Origin of the sequence: Actinoplanes sp. SE50/110 (assembly GCF_900119315.1) — a bacterium.
Lineage (GTDB): Bacteria > Actinomycetota > Actinomycetes > Mycobacteriales > Micromonosporaceae > Actinoplanes.
Map to the genome: position 1 here is coordinate 7,419,350 of NZ_LT827010.1, position 20,041 is coordinate 7,439,390.

18 protein-coding genes are annotated in these 20,041 nt (G+C 72.5%); 10 read left to right on the top strand and 8 right to left on the bottom strand.

Features of this window, described 5'->3' with window-relative positions:
- Positions 1–27 precede the first annotated feature (27 nt).
- From ACSP50_RS33180 to ACSP50_RS33190, 3 genes are all read left to right on the top strand, one after another.
- A complete protein-coding gene (locus tag ACSP50_RS33180; protein ID WP_014693696.1) occupies positions 28–1,230 on the top strand; it encodes a pyridoxal phosphate-dependent aminotransferase in 1,203 nt (400 codons plus the stop codon).
- 167 nt (positions 1,231–1,397) lie between these two features.
- Complete coding sequence (locus ACSP50_RS33185) at positions 1,398–5,804, top strand: polymorphic toxin-type HINT domain-containing protein (protein WP_014693697.1); 4,407 nt, start codon at positions 1,398–1,400, stop codon at positions 5,802–5,804.
- Positions 5,801–6,154 (top strand): hypothetical protein, encoded by a 354-nt coding sequence (locus ACSP50_RS33190; RefSeq protein WP_014693698.1) that lies wholly within the window; start codon positions 5,801–5,803, stop codon positions 6,152–6,154. Before ACSP50_RS33185 ends, ACSP50_RS33190 begins: the two co-directional genes overlap by 4 nt.
- 90 nt (positions 6,155–6,244) lie before the next feature.
- Here ACSP50_RS33190 and ACSP50_RS33195 read toward each other — a convergent pair whose 3' ends face one another.
- The 5 genes from ACSP50_RS33195 to ACSP50_RS33215 form a co-directional block, all read right to left on the bottom strand.
- Positions 6,245–9,043: a S8 family serine peptidase gene (locus ACSP50_RS33195; protein WP_014693699.1), complete on the bottom strand. Its 2,799-nt coding sequence runs from the start codon at positions 9,041–9,043 to the stop codon at positions 6,245–6,247.
- A gap of 212 nt (positions 9,044–9,255) precedes the next feature.
- A complete protein-coding gene (locus ACSP50_RS33200) occupies positions 9,256–9,729 on the bottom strand; it encodes a hypothetical protein (RefSeq protein WP_052311792.1) in 474 nt (157 codons plus the stop codon).
- A gap of 244 nt (positions 9,730–9,973) precedes the next feature.
- Entirely contained in the window at positions 9,974–10,414 is a 441-nt protein-coding gene (locus ACSP50_RS33205) for a MarR family winged helix-turn-helix transcriptional regulator (protein ID WP_014693701.1), read from the bottom strand.
- On the bottom strand, positions 10,411–10,821 hold the full coding sequence (locus ACSP50_RS33210) for an EVE domain-containing protein (protein ID WP_014693702.1): 411 nt from the start codon (positions 10,819–10,821) through the stop codon (positions 10,411–10,413). Before ACSP50_RS33210 ends, ACSP50_RS33205 begins: the two co-directional genes overlap by 4 nt.
- A complete protein-coding gene (locus ACSP50_RS33215; RefSeq protein ID WP_014693703.1) occupies positions 10,818–11,252 on the bottom strand; it encodes an SRPBCC family protein in 435 nt (144 codons plus the stop codon). The genes ACSP50_RS33210 and ACSP50_RS33215 overlap by 4 nt, the downstream gene beginning before the upstream one ends.
- 9 nt (positions 11,253–11,261) lie before the next feature.
- On the opposite strand from ACSP50_RS33215, the gene ACSP50_RS44390 reads away from it, so the two are divergent.
- Complete coding sequence (locus ACSP50_RS44390; RefSeq protein ID WP_155123702.1) at positions 11,262–11,402, top strand: hypothetical protein; 141 nt, start codon at positions 11,262–11,264, stop codon at positions 11,400–11,402.
- Here the strand turns inward: ACSP50_RS44390 and ACSP50_RS33220 are convergent.
- Together ACSP50_RS33220 and ACSP50_RS33225 are read right to left on the bottom strand one after the other, a co-directional pair.
- Complete coding sequence (locus ACSP50_RS33220) at positions 11,399–12,571, bottom strand: hypothetical protein (protein WP_155123703.1); 1,173 nt, start codon at positions 12,569–12,571, stop codon at positions 11,399–11,401. The genes ACSP50_RS44390 and ACSP50_RS33220 overlap by 4 nt on opposite strands.
- Before the next feature lie 100 nt (positions 12,572–12,671).
- A complete protein-coding gene (locus ACSP50_RS33225) occupies positions 12,672–13,337 on the bottom strand; it encodes a TetR family transcriptional regulator (RefSeq protein WP_014693705.1) in 666 nt (221 codons plus the stop codon).
- 72 nt (positions 13,338–13,409) lie between these two features.
- On the opposite strand from ACSP50_RS33225, the gene ACSP50_RS42735 reads away from it, so the two are divergent.
- Positions 13,410–13,562: a hypothetical protein gene (locus ACSP50_RS42735; protein ID WP_014693706.1), complete on the top strand. Its 153-nt coding sequence runs from the start codon at positions 13,410–13,412 to the stop codon at positions 13,560–13,562.
- 25 nt (positions 13,563–13,587) lie between these two features.
- A complete protein-coding gene (locus ACSP50_RS33230; RefSeq protein ID WP_014693707.1) occupies positions 13,588–13,851 on the top strand; it encodes a hypothetical protein in 264 nt (87 codons plus the stop codon).
- A gap of 197 nt (positions 13,852–14,048) precedes the next feature.
- On the opposite strand, the gene ACSP50_RS33235 is transcribed toward ACSP50_RS33230, so the two are convergent.
- The gene (locus ACSP50_RS33235) at positions 14,049–14,933 is read right to left on the bottom strand and encodes a DUF4142 domain-containing protein (protein ID WP_043512670.1); all 885 of its coding nucleotides are present in this window, start codon (positions 14,931–14,933) and stop codon (positions 14,049–14,051) included.
- Positions 14,934–15,331: 398 nt separating this feature from the next.
- Here ACSP50_RS33235 and ACSP50_RS33240 point away from each other — a divergent pair, with 398 nt between their 5' ends.
- The 4 genes from ACSP50_RS33240 to ACSP50_RS33250 all read left to right on the top strand — a co-directional run bounded on the left by ACSP50_RS33240 (position 15,332) and on the right by ACSP50_RS33250 (position 20,039).
- Positions 15,332–16,651 carry a PHB depolymerase family esterase gene (locus ACSP50_RS33240; protein WP_014693709.1) on the top strand — a complete coding sequence of 440 codons (1,320 nt, stop codon included), beginning with the start codon at positions 15,332–15,334 and terminating at the stop codon, positions 16,649–16,651.
- Positions 16,652–16,741: 90 nt separating this feature from the next.
- Complete coding sequence (locus ACSP50_RS44395; RefSeq protein WP_157432814.1) at positions 16,742–16,930, top strand: hypothetical protein; 189 nt, start codon at positions 16,742–16,744, stop codon at positions 16,928–16,930.
- Positions 16,931–17,080: 150 nt separating this feature from the next.
- Positions 17,081–17,944: an SGNH/GDSL hydrolase family protein gene (locus ACSP50_RS33245; RefSeq protein ID WP_014693710.1), complete on the top strand. Its 864-nt coding sequence runs from the start codon at positions 17,081–17,083 to the stop codon at positions 17,942–17,944.
- A 40-nt stretch (positions 17,945–17,984) separates the two neighbouring features.
- A complete protein-coding gene (locus tag ACSP50_RS33250; protein ID WP_063714029.1) occupies positions 17,985–20,039 on the top strand; it encodes a hypothetical protein in 2,055 nt (684 codons plus the stop codon).
- The last annotated feature ends 2 nt before the right edge of the window (positions 20,040–20,041 follow it).

Genomic DNA, 20,041 nt, shown 5'->3' on the forward strand with positions numbered 1-20,041 from the left:
GGTACGCCGAGTTTCCGAGGAGGCGCGATGCGGCAGGCCCAGCGGTTGGCGAGTGTCCGGTACGACATCCGGGGCCCGGTGCTGCGCCGGGCACAGGAGCTGGAGGCGGCCGGGCACCGGATCCTCAAGCTGAACCTGGGCAACCCGGCGCCGTGGGGCCTGGCCACCCCGGAGCCGATCGTCGCCGACGTGGTGCAGAACCTGGCCGCCGCCCAGGGTTACAGCGACGCCCGGGGCGTCTACTCGGCCCGGGTCGCGGTCGCCCAGCACTACCAGACCCTGGGCGTGCCCAGCGTCCAGCCGGACGACGTGCTGCTCGGCAACGGCGTCTCGGAACTGATCGTGATGGTGCTGCAGGCGCTGCTGGACTCGGGTGACGAGGTGCTGGTCCCCAGCCCCGACTATCCGCTCTGGACCGGCGCGGTGAACCTGTGCGGCGGCCGGGCCGTGCACTACCGCTGCGACGAGTCCGCGGGCTGGGAGCCCGACCTGGAGCATCTGGCCGCCCGGATCACCGACCGCACCCGGGCCCTGGTCGTGATCAACCCGAACAACCCCACGGGTGCGGTCTACTCCCCGGAGACCCTGCTCGCCATGATCGAGCTGGCCCGCCGCCACGGCCTGATGATCTTCGCGGACGAGATCTACGACAAGATCGTCTACGACGGCGCCGTGCACCACACCCTCGCCGCGCTCGCGCCGGACGTCCCGGTGGTCAGCATGGGCGGCCTGTCCAAGGTCTACCGCGCCGCCGGTTTCCGCTCCGGCTGGCTGGCCACCAGCGGCTTCGGCCCCGACGCCGACTATCTGGACGGCCTGCAGCTGCTCGCCAACATGCGGGTCTGCCCCAACGTCCCGGCCCAGCACGCCATCCAGACCGCGCTGGGTGGCTACCAGAGCATCAACGAGCTCATCCAGCCCGGTGGCCGCCTGATCGAGCAACGCAACCACGCCTGGGAGGCGTTGACCGCCATCCCCGGCGTCGACTGCGTCAAGCCGGCCGGCGCCCTCTACCTGTTCGCCCGCCTGGACCCCGCCGTCCACAAGATCCATGACGACGAGCGCCTGGTCATCGATCTCCTGGAGCAGCAGCACCTGCTCATCTCGCAGGGCACCGGCTTCAACCTGGACACTCCGGATCACCTGCGCCTGGTGTTCCTGGCCCCCACCGAGGTGCTGGACGACGCCGTCGCCCGGATCGCCACCTTCCTCGCCGCCTACCGCCAGTAGGCGGCACCGCGCCGGCACATGCCGACGGGACCATCGACACACGTTCCGTCTCACCGGGCTGCGTCGATCACCCGACCTCTGGTATGACTGATCGGCCACAGTGGTCCGTCACGTGATCGGCCGGAGCCGGCCGCACGCCCTGTGGAGTCACTTCACGGGGGAGTGTCATGGCTTCGAGACTTGCTGCACTGCCGATGATCGCCGGAGCGCTGGCGGTGGCGATCGCCGTCCCGCAGGCCGCGTTCGCGGCGCCGCCGAAGAGCGTCCCGCCGGCCGCCGCGGCTCCGTTGACCCTGACGCAGATGCTGGAGCGGCTGGCCGGGCCGGCCACCGCGGTGCCACCGCTGGCCGACGGGCCGGTCGACGACGCCGACCTGGACCGGATGCTGTGCCAGGACCTGGCCGACTACGACGCGGACCCGGCGGTCCGGGCGGCCGCGCAGGCGGCGCTGGACACGAACGATCCGGTGCGGATCCGGGACTTCCTGGACAAGGGTCTGCCGGTCTACCGCAAGGCCGCGGTCGAGATCCAGAAGATCAAGGCCACCGAGGACCGCGCCCTGGTGCAGCACTGGGCGGACACCGGGACGCCGATCCTGCGGCAGAAGGCCGCGGCCGCGCTGGCCACCGGTGACGCCGCGAAGATCGCCGATTTCATCGCGATCGGCAAGGCCGCCGCGGACGCCGCCGACGCGCAGGGCGTGCTCAGCGCCCAGCAGCAGGCGCAGCTGATCCAGTCCCGGGTCGAGCAGATGGTCGCGCACGGCGGCTACGAGGTGCAGTCGCAGGGGCAGCTGGCGCTGGACAGTGAGGACCCGGAGGTGATCGCCGAGTTCTACAACCACGGCTACGCGATCGCCGCTCAGCAGGACACCGACGCCCAGCACGAGATCGAGGACGCCCTGGCCGCCCGCTCCGCGGCGGTCGGCAACCTCAGCACGCTGGCCGGGAAGGCGGCCCGGGCGGCCACCGCGCAGCAGCAGATCGTGGCGGCGAGCATCAGCGCGACGCAATCGCTGACCGTGGCGGCGAACTCGATGGGACTGGTGAACCGGTACGCCAAGCAGGCCGACGCGACCTACGCGAGCGACCTGCCGGTCCGGGCCGCCGGGGGTGCGACGCACACCGCCGACCTGACCAGGCTGCGATCCGACGCATGCGCCGAATCCGCCACCACCGCACGCAACGCCGACCAGGTCACCGCGCAGGCCGGGGTGGCGGCCACCGCGGCGCAGACGCTGATCGACACCGGGCTGACGCACGGCGTCGACTGGAACGAGGTGCTGCAGGCGCAGGGTGACGCGGCCACCGCGGCGAAGCAGGCGGCCGAGACCGCGTGTCACGCGGCCGAGGCCACCGAGGCGGCGGCCAAGGCCCTCGACGCCGACCACCACGCGACGGCCGACGCGGCGAACGCGGTGAAGTACCGCCAGGCGGCCGAGCGGGAGCAGGCGGCGGCGGAGAAGCTGGCCGTGCATGCCGAGAAGCTGGCCGCGGCCGCGAAGGCCGCCGCGGCGGACGCGCACGCCCAACGGCTTCGGGCCGAGGCGGCGGCGGCGGACGCCCGGCTCCGGGTGAGTAAGGCGCAGGCCTACTACGAGACGGCGGTGCGTCAGCGCCAGATCGCCCAGCAGGCGGCCGCGGACGCGATCAACCACGAGAAGCAGGCGTACGACGCGGCGGCGCGGGCGATCGACCAGCAGAACATCGCGGTGAGCAAGCACGACGAGGCGAAGCAGGCGTACGACCGGTCGGTGGCCGCCGGTAAGCACTTCCAGCAGGTCGGCAAGCAGACCAAGGACCTGATCGACCGGGCGAAGAAGTCGGCCGACGGCGCGCACTCCAAGGAGCTGGAGGCGGAGGCGGCCGAGGCCCGCAAGATGGCCGCCGACATGGCCTGCAAATACCCGAACAACCCGAGCGGCACCGGGTGCCCGGGCACGGCCGAGATGCAGCAACTCGCGGCCGATGCCACCCGGGCGCGGGCGGACGCCACCGCGGCACGCTCGGCGGCCACGGCCGCGCAGGGTGACGCGACCGCCTCGTCGGCGGCGGCAGACGCGGCGGCCGACGACTACCGCCAGGCCGCGGCTGCGGCAGCCGCCGCGGCGGCCGCCGGCCGGGCCGCGGCGAACGAGGCTCGCAAGGCGCGTCAGGACGCCGAGACCGCCGCGGCGGCGGCGACGAAGGCGATCGACGACGCCACCAAGGCCGGCAACGACGCGACCGCGGCGGTCGACGCCGCCCGCGCGGCGGTGCAGCATGCCGCCCAGGCCGGCGCGGACGCCGACCTCACCCGCCAGATGTACGAGGACGCGGCGCGGCAGGCGGCGATCGCCGCGTTCGAGACCCGGATCGCCGGACGCGCGGCGCTGGACGCCCGGGTGTCGGCGGAGGCGATCGCCGACCCGGCGGCCCAGGCGATCGACGTGGCCTCGGTGTACGCGGACACCGACAACGACGCCGCGATGGCGATCGACCTGGCCAACAACGCCCTGGCGATCGGGGCGACGCAGAGCGCGGCCGCCGAGCAGCACGCGGCCGACGCGGCCGCCGCCGCCGAGCACGCCGCGCAGATGGCCGCCCAGGCGCAGGAGCAGCTGAAACCGGCCTACCTGGCGGCACAGAAGGCGGCCGAGGCCGCCCAGCGGGCGGTCGCGGCGAGCAAGGTCGCGGTGGCCGCGGCGCGGGACGCCAGCCAGGAGGCGGCGGCAACGGTCGCCGCAGCCGAGGACGCGCGCCGGGCCGAGGCGCAGGCCGGCGCGTACGCCCAGGCGGCCAAGGCGGAAGGTCAGGCAGCCGGGCAGAACGCCGGGGTGGCCCGGCAGGCGCGCAACGGCGCCCGCGGCTTCGCCGACAAGGCGAAGCTGGCCTCGGACAACGCCGACCTGCTGGCCGGTGACACCGAGAAGATGAGCGGCACGATCACCAGCATCTCCAACAGCGTGTGGGACATGGCCCGCGGGATGAGCGGGCTGGCCAAGACGCTGATGGACACCGCCTGGAAGGCGTACGACGTCGAGCAGGCGGCGGCCGAGACCGCGTGGATGCGGTGGTTGCAGGAGAAGAGCGACCAGGCGATCGACCACTGGATGCCGTGGGGCGCGGACATCGTCAAGGGTGCCAAGGACGACCTGCTGGGGATGGTCGAGGGCCTCTGGTACATCAGCGACTGCACGGTCGGCACCTTCATCGGCCTGGACCCGGCGACCGACGAGTACACGGTTCCGGACGTCACCTTCTGGCCCAAGCCGGACAAGGCCTGCAAGACGCTGCAGGACGGCTTCGGCAAGCTGCTCAGCGATCCCAAGCAGCTGCTGCACTGGGACGAGTGGGGCAAGAACTGGCAGCGCGCGCTCGGCATGACGATCGTCGACGTGGTCACCCTGGTCGGCACCGACGGCATCGGCTCGATCTTCAAGGCGATCGAGAAGGGCATCTCCAAGGACATCGCCAAAGCGGGTCTCAAGGATCTGATCTCCGGGGCCGCCAAATACGGCGGTGAGCTGCTGTCGAACGCGGTCACCAAGCTCGGTGCGCTCAACGCGGCCCGGATCCTCGACCTCGCCGAGTCCCTCGCGATCAAGCTGACGCTGAGCCCGGAGGAGATCGCCGCGATGGCCCGGTCCATCGTGGTCAAGGGGATCGACGCCGTCGAGCAGGCCTTCCGGAACCTGCGCGACATCCCGGTCGTCAAGGGTCTCGAGGATCTGATCAAGTCCTGCCTGTCCCGCAACAGCTTCACCGCCGACACCCGCGTGCTGCTGGCCGGTGGCGGCACCAAGCCGATCGCCGAGATCACCATCGGCGACCGGGTGCTGGCCACCGACCCGGCGCAGGGGGTGACGAAGGGCGAGCCGGTCACCCGGTTGTTCCGCAACCGGGACACCGCGCTGGCTGACGTCACGATCGGCTCCGGTGCGGTGCTGCGGACCACTCAGGAACACCCGTTCTGGGACGCGACCACGCGGTCCTGGACCGCCGCGGCGGACCTGCGGCCCGGTGACCGGCTGCGCAGCACGGTGACGGCGCCGCGGGTCGCGGCGGTTCGCGCCTACTCCGGCGACCGGGTGATGTTCAACCTGACCGTCGACGAGCTGCACACCTACTACGTGCTGGCCGGCAGGACGCCGGTCCTGGTGCACAACTGCGACAAAAACGTCGTGCTGGGCATCAACCGGCACTCCGAGGGCCTGGCGGCGGAGCTCCGCAAGCTCGAAGAGACCGCGGATGCCGTCACCTACAACGGCGACAACCTGAAGGGGATCAACCCGGAGAGCGGTCTGGCGGGCTGGCAGGAGAAGGTCAACGACGCGCTGAAGAACCCGGGCTCCGTGATCCACGTCGCGCTCGACGACATGGAGGGTGCGACGCCGCTGGAGGCGTTCATCAACGCCTACAAGAAGGCGAAGAGCGGCGACTACGGCGCGACGGACTGGGAGATGGGGCAGATCGGCTTCTACATTCGCATGGGGTATCGGGAATGGGGCAGCATCAAGTGGTACCTCAACGGCCGGGCCCTGACCCCCGCCGAGATGCCGGAGCCGAACTGGCTGGAGCTGATGAAGTCGTGATCTTCCAATCCGAGCGCACCTTCCAGGTCTGGCGATACTCGGTGAGCCACGCGACCCTGCTGCTGCGCAGCACCAGGACCGCCGCCCAGCCGACCCGGATCGACCTGATCTTCAGCGGGGTGCGCCGGATGCTCCTGCAGCCGACTTTCGACGGGATCACCGTCGCGCTGGCCTCCGCCGAGGAACGCGACGCCGCCGTGCGCCGGGTCGGCGGCGACTGGGGCGACCGCGAGCTCTATCTCCTGGATCCGGCGGCGGCCAACTTCGTCGCCTCCGCACCGCCGGCATGGCACGAGGACGAGGGGTCGTACAGCGACCCCTCGTACTTCCAGTCGATGCTTTTCCTGTAGGACCGCCGGACCGGTGAGTTCCCGGGCGGGGTGGCGCTCTTCTCGCTGAGCGTCGCCCGGACGCCGATGGGCGCCCGGGCGACGATCCGGTCAGGCCGGTGCGAAACCGGTCAGGTGCAGCGAGAAGGCCCGCACCGACCCGGTGTCCGAGCCGGCCCGGTCGGCCACGTGGAAGCTCCAGGTGCCGTCGACCGGCGACAACCGCAGGGACGACAGCGACCCGTCCGGCCGCCACGTCCCGGTGAACGGGGCGTTCGCCGACTCGGCGTCGGTGAACGCCACCGTCGCGCTGTCGTCGAAGACGACCTGGCACAGGTTGTTGCCGCCCGCGCCGCTGCGGGAGAACAGGGTCGCGGCCCGCCCGTCCGGTGCGGTCAGCGTCCCGATCAGGTCACCCACGAAGGTGTGGTCGAGGCCGACGGTGGGCGATCCGGCGTCGGTGCTGCACGCCGTACCGTCGATCGAGAAGGTCAGCGCGGAGGCGTAGCCGACGCCGCTGACGTCGACGGTGGCCGTGACCCCGGTCGGATCGTTGTCCGGGATCGGCACCGGCGCGCCGGTGTAGGCGAAGTCCCGCACGCTCGTCCCCGGCTGCCCGGTCGGCACGACGAGTCTCCCGGTGGTCGGCGACAGCGTTCCGGCGAAGGTGACCTTCGTGGTCAGGGTCACCGGCCGCCCCAGCGGATAGTCCGCCGCGAGCGTCAGTTTGTAGTTCTTCGCCTTCGTCGCGCCCGCCGCGATCGTTCCGTAGGACGCGGCGTGCGGGGTCACCGTCGCCCGCGGGTCGTCGGCGCCGACGACCACGCTGACCCCGGTCGCCGTCCCGTCGCCCACGTTCACCGCCGGCACCGCGACGGTCGCCTGTTCCCCGGGTTCCAGGTAGGCGTCGCCGTCCCCGGTGATCGGCGTGACCGTCGGCGTCCCGGTCTTGACCAGCGGTTGCGGTGTCGCTCCGGTGTCGCGCAGCAGCAGGTCGGCCCGCAGCACCCCGAAGCCGGTGCGGTTGTCCACCCCGGCCGGCGCCAGGTCGAGGGCGGTCCCGGTGAGCGCCGCCCGGATCTCCGCGTTGCTCAGCCCCGGGTTGCCAGACAGCGCCAGGGCCGCGATCGCCGCCGCGTGCGGTGCCGCCGCCGAGGTGCCGTAGAACGGCGCGAAGCCGGACATCGAGGTCAGCACCCCGTCCGCCGCGGTGATCTCCGGCTTGGTCCGGACCAGCCCGCCGGTGGAGCTGAAGTCGCCCGGGGTGATCGCCGTGCCGTCCGGGTTGTAGAAGATCCGCCGCGGCCCGTCGGAGGTGAACCGCTCCGGTTCGGTCTGCCTGGTGAACACGTTCGGGTACGGTCCGGCCGGGTTCGGCGGGTCGCCGTCCTCCAGGTCGAACGGCAGCGCGTCGTGGGCCGGCGCGGCCGCCACCGCGAAGGCGCCGGCGGAGGCGGCGTGTCCGCGCAGCGCGCCCGGCGTCGAGAAGCCCTTGAGGGTGCCGTACGGCGTGTCGGCGAACCGGCCGCGGAACACGCTGAGCTGCAGATACCGGTCGGCGCCGGAGAATTTGACGACGGCGAGCCGCTGGTTGGTCCCGGTGCCGGTGGCCAGCGCCTCGAACGGGTCGTCGTTGCCGTCCTGGACGTCCTGGGAGAAGTCGGTGACGTTGCCGGCCGCGTCGAGCAGGTACAGGTCGTAGTCGTTGGCCGAGCCGCCGAGCGGGTCCGCCCACCACAGCGTCGTCACGCATCGGGTGCTGTTCGGCGAGAGCGGGTTGAACACCTGCACGCCCGGACCCGGGTCGAAGTCGTGGGCCCGGCCGGCGAATTTCCCGATCCCGCGCCCGGAGTCGGCGAAGTCGCCCTCCCAGTTTCCGGCGGTGCCGTCGAGCTTGTTGCCCTCGTTGCCGGCCGAGCTGAAGTAGAACGCCCCGTCAGCGATCACGTCGTTGACCGCCCGGGCCGGCGCGCCGTCCTGGAACGGGCTCTCGTGGTAGTAGACGACGTCGTCCACGATGATGTCGCAGCCGGCGGTGAACCGCAGCGCCCGGATGTTGTCGGCGAAGCTGACCTCGCTGGTGAACGCGGTCGCGAAGCCGAGCCGCGCGTTCGGCACCAGATCGTGGATGATCTCCAGCATCGCGGTGCCCTCATCGCCCGAACCGTCCTGGCCGGTCAGCACGTCCACGTCGGCGGGCAGGTCGCCGGTCGCCTGGGAGGCCGCGAGCGAGTCCACGCCGTCGGAGAGCGCGCACACCTTCACCCCGACCCCACTGATCTTGAAGCGGGTCCGCGCAGTGTCCGCGGCATGCGTGCGATCCCCTTCGGACACCACCGAACCACGAGGATCGACGGCCAGCGGGCGTACGCTTTCCGCAGCCTTGACAGCCGCCTCCACGCCGGCTGCACGAGCCTCTTTGGAGGGTTCCGGCGCGGTTCGGCGCGGGTCGGTCTCGTGCCCGGTGGTCAGTCCGCGCGCGGCGGTCACCGCGGTCACGTCGGACCACCCGGCGATCGTCGTCACCACCCCGAGCGGCGCCTCGACCAGCACCGACCGATCCTTGGCGCTGGGATACCGGATCCCGGCCCCGGCCGCGCGGAGCCGGCCGAGCAGTGCGGCGTCCACCCGGTCGGCGTGCACCTCGACCTCGGTGGTGCCGCCCTTGGTGACGGCGATCCGGGTGTCCACTCTGGGCAGCTCGCTCGTCGCGACCCGCCCGGACCGCTGGCGCAGTTCCACGGCGAGCCGGCTGTCGAGCTTCCGCTCGGCCGCCGTCATCGACTTCTTGAGCTGCTGCAACGCCGATATCTGAGCGAACGCCCGGCTGGTCACGTCATCCGGGCCCTGGGCGTTCGCCCCGGGCGCCGCGATCCCCACCACCACGGCCGCGACCGCGCCCACGGTCATCCAGCGTCGTAGTCCACGTACCCGATCTGGGCTCAATGCGACCCCCCACTGATGCACATCGATTCGATGTTCGTGGATGTTAGTCACAACTGAAGATCAACAGAACGTATTCGGGCAATCACTCTTCGTCAGGGCGGGTGGGCACGATGACGTACCGTCGTCATCGCGTCCGGAGGGGCCGCGGTCCGTGAGGGGCCCGCGGCCCCGCCCGGTCACTGGTAGTAGCAGACGGAGAGCTTGTCGCCGGCCGGGCGCGGAATGGCGATCGCACCGCAGTCGATCGAGCTGCCGGCGGTCAGGAACCGCCAGGCCTTCGCCTTGGCGTCATAGCGGTAGACGAAAACGCCGTCACTGCCCTCGACGCCCGGATCGGCCTGCGCGTAACCGTCGGCACACTTGATGCTCTTCGACACCACCTTGACCTTGACGTCGCCGGCGTCCGGGACGTGGACGGCGTTCAGCGTGGCGGCGGTGACCGGACACCCGTTCCCCCGCGCCGCGGCCGCCGTCTTGGTCGGGGCACTCCGGACCGGAGCGCTCTTGACCGGGGCGCTCGACACCGGGGCGCTCGACACCGGGGCGCTCGACACCGGGGCGGTGGCCGGATCCGGCTCGTTCGAGGAGGAGCAGCCGGCCAGCGCCAGGGCGGCGGCGATCGGGATCAGAACGGAGGGTCGCATGTTCACCCGGCGATCATGCTCGACGGACGCAATCCTCGCAGTGACACATGCGTCAATTCGCCCGCCCGCCGGCGATCCGTTCGGCCCGGCTTCCTCCAGCGCCGGAGATCAACGGGGTTCAGCTGTTCACGGCGCCGGCGATCGACGGGGGTTCGACTCCCCCAGCGCCGGCCATCAACGGGGCTCGGCTCCCCGCCGCGCCGGCCATCAACGGGGCTCGGCTCTCCGCCGCGCCGGCCATCGGTGGGGTTCAGTTCGCGCGTAGCGCCAGCAGGCCGCGAGTGAAGGCGGGCAGCCGGTCACCCAGGCCGCCGAAGAACGCGGCATCGCACTCCTCCACCGCGACCACCGCCCGGTTGACCAGCTCACGTCCGGCATCGGTGACCGCCACCGCCCGCGCCCGCCGGTCATCCGGATGCGGCGGCCGATGCACCAGGGCACGGGCCTCCAGCGCCCGCAGCACCTGGGAGGTCATCATCGGGTCGGTGGCCGCCTGGCCGGCCAGCGCCTTCTGCGTCACCGGCCCCTCCGCCTGCAGGTAGGTGAGCGTCGCCAGCAGCACGAACTGCACGTGCGTGAGATCGAACGGTTTCAGCGCCGCCCGCTGCGCGGCCTGCCACCGGTTGGTCACCTGCCACAGCAGCAGGCCGGGGCTGTCGTCGGCGCTGTCGTGCCGGGTGTTCAGGCTCATCCCACCGCCAGCATGGCGGCACGGATCCGCCCGAAGTCCGCCTCGGACAGTTGCACCAGGCCGCGACGCAGCTGCATGCCCCAGCCCGGCTGCGCGGTGAACGCGAGCGCCAGCGACGCGATCGGGGTCTCGGACACCTCCGGAAGATAGTCGATCCGGCGGCGCCACGGCTGGAAGTCCCCCTCGTCGGCCTGCCAGATCTCGCCGTCGGCGACCACCCCGAGCGCGGTGAACGCCCGCAGCGGCGCACCGTCGCGCAGACTGGTCCGCGGCGAGTAGTAGACGAATCCGTCACCGGCGGCGAGCCGGGCCAGCCCCGCCCGCTTGCCGTGCCCGAGCTGGGCGATCCCCCGCTCGACCCCGCGCCGCACATGATCCCGGCAGACCACCCCGAGCCAGTGCTTCACACCGCCACCCCCGCCGCCCGGGCCGCCGCCTCGAGCCGGGCCAGGTCCGCGTCGATGCCCTGGGCGATGCCCTTGCCGAGCACCGCATTCCAGAAGAAGGCGAGCGGCCCGCCGAGGGTGACCCGGACCGTCACCGTGGTCGCCCCGGCGTCGTCCACGGACACCAGGTGCTGGAAGGTCAGCCGCGCCCCGAGCAGCAGCGACACGTCGGTGAACTCGCGCCCCGGCACCAGCGAGCTGACCACGAACCGGGTCACCGGGCCACCCTTCGGCTTCAGCTGCCCGGTCGCCCCGGTCCGGAACGGCCCGTCGAGCCGCACCCACTCGGTGTCGGTGTTCCACTCCGGCCAGGTGGCCATGTCGGCCCACCGCTCGAAGAAGGCCTGAGCCGGCACATCGGAGGTGATCTGAGCAGTAGCGATCGTCTTCATGCATTTAGTATGCGCGCTTACTATCTCGCCGTCAAGTCGGCGCGGGCCCGGAGTGATCCGATACCTGATCGACCCGCCCGCGGCCAGGCGCGCCGCACCGCCGGGCAGCTGCCGGGCCTGCCCGAACGCCGGATTCGCCGGCTGCCCTAGGCGCCGTGGGCGGTGTCGGGCAGGGTCAGCTCGCCGGCCTGGCCGCTGAGCAGCAGACGGTGGGGCCACGGGAGTTTCGCGGCGGCCAGCCGCTCGTCGTCCGCGCCGGTGAAGATCGCGGTCAGCACGGCGGGTTCCGCCTCGTACGTCACGAGGGCCAGCCGGACGCCCGCCGGCAGTTCGCCCTCGGCCTCGGGGCCGTCCGGGCCGACCCGGCTCCACCGGGCCAGGAGGTCCCGCCAGGCGGCGAACCGCTGCTCGGACGGCAGGTCGGCGGCGGCCAGCGCCCGGGTTCCGGCGCCGACCAGCGCCTCGCACAGCTCGCCCACCGGAATGCGGGCCATCTCCTCCGGAACGCGCAGTCTCCCGAGCCGGCGCACCGCCGCTTGGAATGCCGCCCCCGCGTCGCCCCGGGCGCCGTCCGCCCAGTCCTCGAACAGGTCCGCGGCCGTCGGCGGCCTGCGCCGCGAGGTCACCCGGTCGGCGGTCCGGCCGGCCGCCGACAGATGCCACTGCTGATCCACCGGGAAACACGACAATGCGGCGGTACGCATGACCCCCTCCGCGCCGAGCCGGACCTCGAACCCGTCGCCGTGCCGGCGCACCACCAGCCCGGCCCCGTCCGCGCTGTCGAACCACAGGTCCCGCACCCGGTCGGCGCCGAACGTCAGCAGGGCCTCGCCGTCGGCATACCGTCGCGGCACCAGCACCCGGACACTCCCCCGCAGGCCGTCCCCGGCCCGCTCGGCCCACACCGACGCCACCCGCGCCCGGGCCAGGTCGTAGTCCTCGGCGATCCCCGCCGGGTCGGACGACACCGTGCCCGGCTGCACCCTGCCCCGGAAGTCGCGGTAGAACGGCGGCTCCGCGGCAGCCGGCCCGAGCAGCCGGTCCATCCCGGGGCCACCGGCCGCGACCATCCAGTCCCGCAGGCCGGCGCGGCTGTCGGCCATCCGCCGCAGGATCGTCCTGGCCTTGCGGTCCCGCATCACCCGGGGCCACACCCCGAGCATGCCGAACACGTCCCGGGCCCGGTCGGCCCAGGCCTCGGCGATCATCCCGGCCTCGTGCCGGTCGAACCACCGGCCGCCGGCAGACATCTCCCCGATCCGCTCCACCGAGCGGTCCACCAGCCGTGCCAGCATCGACGTCGCGCCACCCGCATCCACGCCCGCAGCCTAGATCCGGCACTCCAATTGGGCCGGGCGCGGACGCGGGGCGCGAGCTGAACACCCGTACCACCCATCGCGCGAAGCGCTCGAAGGTCTGTCAGTCCCCGTCGGTCCAGCAGCGGGCCCCCAACAGGATCAGCCGCAGCTGGCGGCCGGCCGTGTCGATCACCCGGGCCTGGGCGCCGGGGGCATCGGGCGGGGCGTCCAGCAGGGCCGCCGCGGTCCACACCATGTGGTTCACCATCAGGCTGCTGATCATGCGCAGGTCGGTGGCGATCCACCGGTCGAAGCGCGGGCCGCCCACCAGCTTGTCGCCGGCCAGGTCGGTGGCGAGCTCGGCGGCGAACAGGTCGAGCTGCTCGGCGATCGCGGCCCGGACCGCCGGCACCCCGCCGTGGCGTTCCCGGGCCACGAACCGGAAGTGCTCCCGATTCTCCCGCACCCGCCGGGCGAGGACCCCGATCGACCGGTTGATCACCTCGTCGCTGGGGCTGACCCCGTCCCGGACCGCCCGGATAGTGCCGCGCAGGCTGCCCAGGCACTCGTCGACGAGGGCCACGCCGAGGTTGTCCACGTCCGGGAAATGCCGGTAGAACGCGGTCGGGGTGACGCCCGCCGCGCGGGTCACCTCGCGCAGGCCGATGCTGCCCAGCCCGCGGTGCTCCATCAGGGCGAGCGCCGCGTCGAGAAGCGCCTGCCGGGTGCGCGCCTTCTGCTCCGGCCGGCTGAGCCGGTCGGCGGGCGGCGGATGGTGGTGGCTCATGTCACTCAGTAAACACCTGTTCCCCGAGCTATGGTGTTTCAGTACACAACTGTCAACTGAAAGGGGGCGACGATGGCCGCGCTGATGACCGTCCTCGCACTCATCGCCCTGCTCGTCGGCCCGACCCTGCTCACCGGCCAGCCGGTGCTGATCGCGGTCGGCGTGGTCCTGGCCGCCGCCGTCCTGTTCGGCGTCCGTCGCGCCACCGCCCTGACCCGCCGCTGACCCACCACCTCCCGAAGGGATCGACATGAACTTCGTCAAACGCGTCGCGAGCCTCGACGACCGCGCCGTCGGCTCGCTGGTCCTGGGCGTCGCCGGCCTGTTCTTCTTCAACATCGTCTTCGGCCCGACCGCCATCGCCCTCGGCGCGATCACCGCCCGCCGGCACGGCTCCGGCAGCCCGAGCCGCAACGCCGGCCTGATCGGCGTCGCGCTGGGCATCGCCGACCTGGTGGTGCTGGCCGCCCTGATGGCCACCCAGCTCCGCCACGGCAGCGTGACCTGGCACTGAGGCCCGCACCCGCCGGCCGTTGCGGCCGCGGCCGCCGCCCGACGATGCCGCCCACCGGGGTCACCGCGCCGCCGGCCCGCGTCCCGCGCCGCCGGCCCGCCGAGGTCACCGCGCCGGGCGCCGCCCATGTCCCGCGCCGCGGGCCCACCGGACCATCGCGCCGCCGGCCCGCGTCCCGCGCCGCCGGCCCGCCGAGGTCACCGCGCCGGGCGCCGCCCATGTCCCGCGCCGCCGGCCCACCGGACCATCGCGCCCGGCGCTGCCGGCTCCTGAGGCCTCCGCACCCGGGAATGCCGCCCGGGACTGCCGCGCCCGGTGCCGCGACTCCGCCGGGCCGCCCAGCGGCGGCGGGGCCGGCCGGTTCGACGCCGGGTGAGCAGACGCCGGGACAGCACCCCCGCCACCGCGGTCGCGATGATCAGCACCGCGAGCCGGAGCCATATCGGCGGTGCGAGATACCCGGTGCCCGAGCGCGTTTCCGCCATCAGCCGCCGGTCCATCGGCACCCCGCCGGGTAGCCGGCCGACCGCGCTGGCCGACGCGGCCGTCGCGGGCGTCGCGGGCGTCGCGGGCGTCGGCAGCACCGTCATTCTCAGCAGGCCGCTGTCCTGCAGCATCGGCAACTGTTCCGCGGTGACCGCCTCGGCCCGTTCGGCGAGCCGTCGCACGACCGCGTTGCGGGTAGTGCCCTTCACCGTCGTGGCGATCGGCAGCAGCGCGCTGTCGGCCCGCCACAGATAGTCGACGTATCCGGCGTCGAAAGCCTCCCCGCCGCTCTGCTGCAGCGTCGCGAGTGCACTCTGCTGCTCGGCGGCCAGCGGATCGGTGAGTGCCACCCGCAGCGTCCCGGCCACGCTGCGGCTCAACCCGTCGAGCTGCTCGCACTGCGGGGTGACCTGCGCCGTCAACCTCTTGACCGAGGTGTTCCCGCTCATCCCCCGGGCCAGCGCGCTGGCCGCGCCCACCGCGGTGGCGGTCAGGTGCACCCGCCGGACGAAGTCCCGATCGGTAGCGGTCGCCGGGGTGGTCACGGCCCGGGCCGGTGCGGCCGGCAGGACGAGCATCCCGAGCAGCGTGGCCACGACGCACCGTGCCCGCCTACCGCTGCCGACCATGCCGATTCCGCCTTCCGCCCGCTCGGAGCGGCTCGGAGCTTAACCGGGCCCTGAAGATCAGCGGCCGGATCCGGCCATTTCTAAGGCAACCCTGAACTTTCTTGGCAGCAACCACGACAAAAGGCGCATCCCCGCCGCCCGAAACTACCCCCGCTTTTTCGGAGCCCATCACCGAAACTTCCGGAACTCGATCTTCCCATTGACACTACATTGTCGCAGGTGAATACGGATAGGCCGAGATCATGTGGCGCGAAGAGCAAATATTGAGCGTTGTAATTGTCGCAACCCGCTTGTAATGTTTCGCTCCGATCAGGGATCACCACCCTTCCCGTCCCCACCTCCCCGCCCCGCTAAGGAATGCGTCCATGAGAAGACACTGGCGCCACCTGCTGACCGCGGTGGCCGCGGTCCTCGCCGCCCTGGTGGCCACCACCACGCTCGTCCCCGCATCGCCGGCGGCTGCGGCGGCATTGACCGAGGTCACCGGATTCGGCACGAACCCCACCGGCATCCGGATGTACCTGTACGTGCCCGATCATCCGGCCGCCAAGCCGGCCGTCCTGGTCGCCGTGCACTACTGCACCGGCTCCGGCCCGGCGTTCTATTCCGGCACCGAGTTCAAGTCGCTGGCCGATCAGTACGGATTCATCGTCATCTACCCCTCCACGGTCCGCACCGGCAACTGCTGGGACGTCTCCTCGGCGGGCGCGCTGACCCACAACGGCACCAGTGACCCGGTCGGCATCAGCTCGATGGTCAAATACGTCCAGCAGCGGTACGCCACGGATCCGGCCCGGACCTTCGTCACCGGCGCCTCGTCCGGCGGCATGATGACCAACGTGCTGCTCGCCGACTACCCGGACATGTTCGCCGCCGGCGCGGCCTTCATGGGCGTACCGGACACCTGTTTCCAGGCGACCGCGGGCAACCCGGCCGACCCGTCGCAGCAGGCCGGCTGGAACAGCGCCTGCGCGAACGGCCAGGTCGCCAGGACACCGGCCCAGTGGGGCGACGCGGTCCGCAACTCGTACCCCGGCTACACCGGAACGCGCCCGCGCATGCAGTTGTGGCACGGCACCGCCGACACCACGCTGAACTACAACAACTTCGGCGAGGAGATCAAGCAGTGGACCAACGTGCTGGGTGTCAGCCAGACCCCGGTCCGCACTGACACTCCGCAGTCCGGCTGGACGCGCACCTACTACGGCAACTCCTCGGCCCAGCCGCCGGTCCAGGCGATCAGCATCGCCGGGGTCGGCCACTCCCTGCCGATGTCCGGTCAGGCCAGGATGGCGATCACCTTCTTCGGCCTGGACAACAACCCGGTCCCGCCGTCCTCGCCGCCGGTGTCGCCACCGCCGTCCTCCCCGCCCCCGTCGTCGCAGCCGCCGCTGCCGTCCGGCTGCACCGCCTCGATCGCGCTGAACTCGTGGACCGGCGGCTACGTCGCCACCGTCACGGTCACCGCGGGCTCGTCGGCGATCAACGGCTGGACCGTCGCCACCACCCTCCCGGCCGGCTCCGCCGTCACCAACTCGTGGAGCACCACCGGCAGCGGCACCACCGGCGCCGTGAGCTTCACCAATGTCGGCTACAACGGCTCGGTCGCCGCCGGCCAGAAGACCCAGTTCGGCTTCCAGGGCACCGGCAGCGGCCCGACCTCGGCCACCTGCTCGGCCCGCTGACCCGCCGACCCCGATCCCGGCGGATGCGCTCGCACGGCATCCGTCGGGACCGGAGCGGCCCCCGGAATCCGCTACCGAACGATTCATCGAATGTGCGATCGCACCGAGGTGCGTCAGCCATCGGATCGCGCCGCCGGATACGAGGAGACCCCGCGCAAGGGCCGCATTCTGACGAACGTTTTACACACCGAGCCCACCGGCGACGTCCACAACTGCCATCATGGCGGAGATCATGGGGACGCGCGGAAGGGCCTGCCGTATGAAGATCAGCTGCATTGATCGATATCGAGGAACGAGCCGCGCGGTGACAGGGCCGGGGCGCCGGGCCGCATGACCATGGGTCGCCACGCCCGTAAACCTGCGACACGCACAGTGCGCTCACAGCGAAACACTGGTGACCGCACAGCAGATCTGGGCACTGTTGCCGGCGTGCCCCGTCATGTCGCCCGCTCAGGCCGAGCCGCCGGTTACCTGGCGGCCACCGCGCTGGCCGTCGCCGTGCTCGTGCTCGTCGCGGGACCCCGGGCGATCGTCTCGTCCGCGGCCTCGCTCGTCGCCTCCTGGCAGTCCCCCGGGCCGGCCGCCGAGCCCCCGGCGACGACGCCGTCCGGGCCGTACCGGGTGGTCGGGCTGGGCGACTCAATTCCGGCCGGCAGCGTCTGCGGCTGCACGTCGTACGTGTCGCTGGTGGCCCAGGACGAGGCCGCCCGGCGGAGCAGGACAGCCGACGTGGCGAACCTGGCCCAGGGCGGCCTGACCACCACCGGCCTGCTCACCCAGCTCGGCGACGCCACGGTGCGCCGTCAGATCGCCGCCGCCGACCTGGTCCTGATCACCATCGGAGCCAACGACTTCGACACCGGCTCGGTCGACGACGACTCCTGCGCCGCACCCGAGCTCAGCTGCTTCCAGCCCGCCCTCAAGGCACAGCAGTCCCAGCTCGCCGACGTGTTGAAACAGGTCAGGACGGCACTCGCCACCCGCTCGGCGACGGTGCTGATCACCGGATACTGGAACGTCTTCCTCGACGGCGCCGTGGGCGCCACCCACGGCGCCGACTACGTCCGCAACAGCATCTCCCTCACCCGGACGGAGAACACGCAGATCGCCGCGGCCGCGCGGGCCCAGAACGGCACGTACGTCGACCTGTTCACCCCGTTCAAGGGCAACTCGGGCGCCGAGGACGACACGTCCCTGCTGGCCGCCGACGGCGACCACCCCAACGCCGCCGGCCACCGCCGGATCGCCGACGCGGTGGAGTCGGCGGTCGCCTCGACCCGACCGGCCGGCTGACGCGACGAAAATGTCGGTGGGTCCCGGCATAGTGCCGGGCATGGTCAGTGGAACAGCGGATGTCGACTGGGCGTCGATGGATCACGCCTACGGATCGGCCGAAGAGGTGCCGGCGATACTGCAGGCGCTCGGCTCCCCGGACGCCGACCGGCGCGGCCGGGCCCTCGCCGACTACTACAACAAGGTGCTCCACCAGGGCTCCGTCTATTCCAGCACGACGGCGAGCCTGCCCTTCCTCCTCGCCCTGGCCCGTGATCCGGCCACCCCGGACCGGGCCGCGATCGTCGCCCTGCTGGTCAACATCGGCACGAACGCGGCCGAGGTCGCCGACGCGGGCTACGCCGGCGAGGACCACATCGAGGCCGTGGCGTTCCTGCGGGCGCACGCGGCGACGTTCCTCGACTTCGCCGGGGACGCCGGCTGCCGGGTGCGTCAGGCCGCCATCCCCGGCCTCGGCGTGCTGGTCGACGACGCACACCGCTCTCTCACCGCGCTCCAGGACCGCTGCGGCATGACGTCCTGCCTGATCGAACGCATCCTGGTGGCCCGGACGACGGCCACCCTGGCCCGGCGGCTGCCGGTGATCGAGCCCGCCGCGACGGCATGGCTCGCCGCCCTGGCGAGCGACCCGGCCGGTGAGCCCGAGTTCCGGCTCGCCGCCCTGATCCACCACACCGGGTGCACCCCGGAGGCGATCGACGACGACCCGGTGCCGGCCGTGCTCGCGCTGCTGCGCGAGATCGCCGCCGCCGTGCCGCCGGAGCAGCCGTGGCCGGAGCCACCGCCGGTCGAGCCGCCCGCCGACGGCGTGCCCCCGTTCGTCGCCGCCGCGTTCGAGGACCTGGACCGCCACAACCGGTGCCACGCGCTGACCACGGACCTGCTGCAGACCCTGCACCGGCTGCTGGGCGCCCGGGTCGCGCAGCGCACCGACCTGCTGATCGAGCAGTTGAGCAGTCCCGATCCCGGCGTCCGGCTGGACGCGATCCGGATGGCCGACGATCTCGTGTGGCACTTCCGCCACGACCACACCGCATTGATCCGGCTCGTCGCCGCCCAGCTCGGCGCGCGCAACCTCGAGGTCGCGGCCGAGGCGGCGACGCTGCTGGAGCGGCACCACCCGATCGCCGAGCCCGCCCGGGAAGCCCTGGCCGGCCTCCTCGCCGCCCATGGGCCGGACGGCTGGGTCACCCCGCGCCGGCATCTGCGCCGCCTCCACCAGAGGGCGGCCATGGCATCGGCCCGCCTCGGCGACCCGCGGGCGCTGCCCAGCCTCCTGGTGGCCTTCGACGACGACGTGGACACCTGGCGCGCCGTCCAGGTGGCGGGCGCCCTGCCAGATGCCGCGCACCAGCTGGCGCCACGCCTGTGTGACCGCCTGATCGGCGCCGACCTGTCCGGGGAGTGGCCGTCCCCCGTGGGCGGCGTGCTGGCCGCCCTGGCAACCCTCGGCGCCCCCTCCTCGCTGCCGGTGCTCACCGAAACACTCACCGCCGCGGCAGCGCGACCGGACCGGACGCTGGTGAGCGCCGCGCTGACGGCGCTGGGCGCGCTCGGTCCGGCAGCGGCCGGCGCACTCCCGGCGATCAGGGCGGCGGTCGGCGCCGACGACCCGTGGACCCGGGTCGCGGCCATCACCACCCTCCAGGCGGTCAGCGGTGACCACGACGAGATCCTGTCGCCGGCTCTCGCACTGCTCGACACCCACGCCGCCGCCGGAGCGGCCGACGTGCTCGGCCGGATCGGTCCACCGGCCTCGGCGGCGCTACCCCGCCTGCGGGCCCTGTCCACCGCCGACCACGACGGGATCCGCGTCCACGCCGCCGCAGCCCTCTGGGACATCGGCGGCGAGCCCGAGGCCACCACCGTGCTGGACACGCTTCGGCAAGCCTGGCACCACGATCCCCGGACCGTCGACCACGTCGCGGCATGCCTGCGCCGGATGGGCCGGCACGCCGCCCCGGCCGCGCCGCAGATCCGGGCGGAACTCGCCCGCCCCGAGCGCCGCGGGCAGTTCGGGGGGATCGGCACCGACGAGGACCTGCGACGCACGCTCACCGAGGTCCTGATCTCGATCGACTCCGCGGCCGGGTGACG

Bases quoted from the DNA above. Each gene is read 5' to 3' on its own strand.
- ACSP50_RS33205 (WP_014693701.1), bottom strand. From the start codon at position 10,414: ATGAGCCTGAACACCCGGCACGACAGCGCCGACGACAGCCCCGGCCTG.
- ACSP50_RS44390 (WP_155123702.1), top strand. From the start codon at position 11,262: ATGCGCGCTTACTATCTCGCCGTCAAGTCGGCGCGGGCCCGGAGTGAT.
- ACSP50_RS33185 (WP_014693697.1), top strand. From the start codon at position 1,398: ATGGCTTCGAGACTTGCTGCACTGCCGATGATCGCCGGAGCGCTGGCG.
- ACSP50_RS33180 (WP_014693696.1), top strand. From the start codon at position 28: ATGCGGCAGGCCCAGCGGTTGGCGAGTGTCCGGTACGACATCCGGGGC.
- ACSP50_RS33225 (WP_014693705.1), bottom strand. From the start codon at position 13,337: ATGAGCCACCACCATCCGCCGCCCGCCGACCGGCTCAGCCGGCCGGAG.
- ACSP50_RS42735 (WP_014693706.1), top strand. From the start codon at position 13,410: ATGGCCGCGCTGATGACCGTCCTCGCACTCATCGCCCTGCTCGTCGGC.
- ACSP50_RS33250 (WP_063714029.1), top strand. From the start codon at position 17,985: ATGGTCAGTGGAACAGCGGATGTCGACTGGGCGTCGATGGATCACGCC.
- ACSP50_RS33215 (WP_014693703.1), bottom strand. From the start codon at position 11,252: ATGAAGACGATCGCTACTGCTCAGATCACCTCCGATGTGCCGGCTCAG.
- ACSP50_RS44395 (WP_157432814.1), top strand. From the start codon at position 16,742: ATGTGCGATCGCACCGAGGTGCGTCAGCCATCGGATCGCGCCGCCGGA.
- ACSP50_RS33240 (WP_014693709.1), top strand. From the start codon at position 15,332: ATGAGAAGACACTGGCGCCACCTGCTGACCGCGGTGGCCGCGGTCCTC.
- ACSP50_RS33195 (WP_014693699.1), bottom strand. From the start codon at position 9,043: ATGACCGTGGGCGCGGTCGCGGCCGTGGTGGTGGGGATCGCGGCGCCC.
- ACSP50_RS33230 (WP_014693707.1), top strand. From the start codon at position 13,588: ATGAACTTCGTCAAACGCGTCGCGAGCCTCGACGACCGCGCCGTCGGC.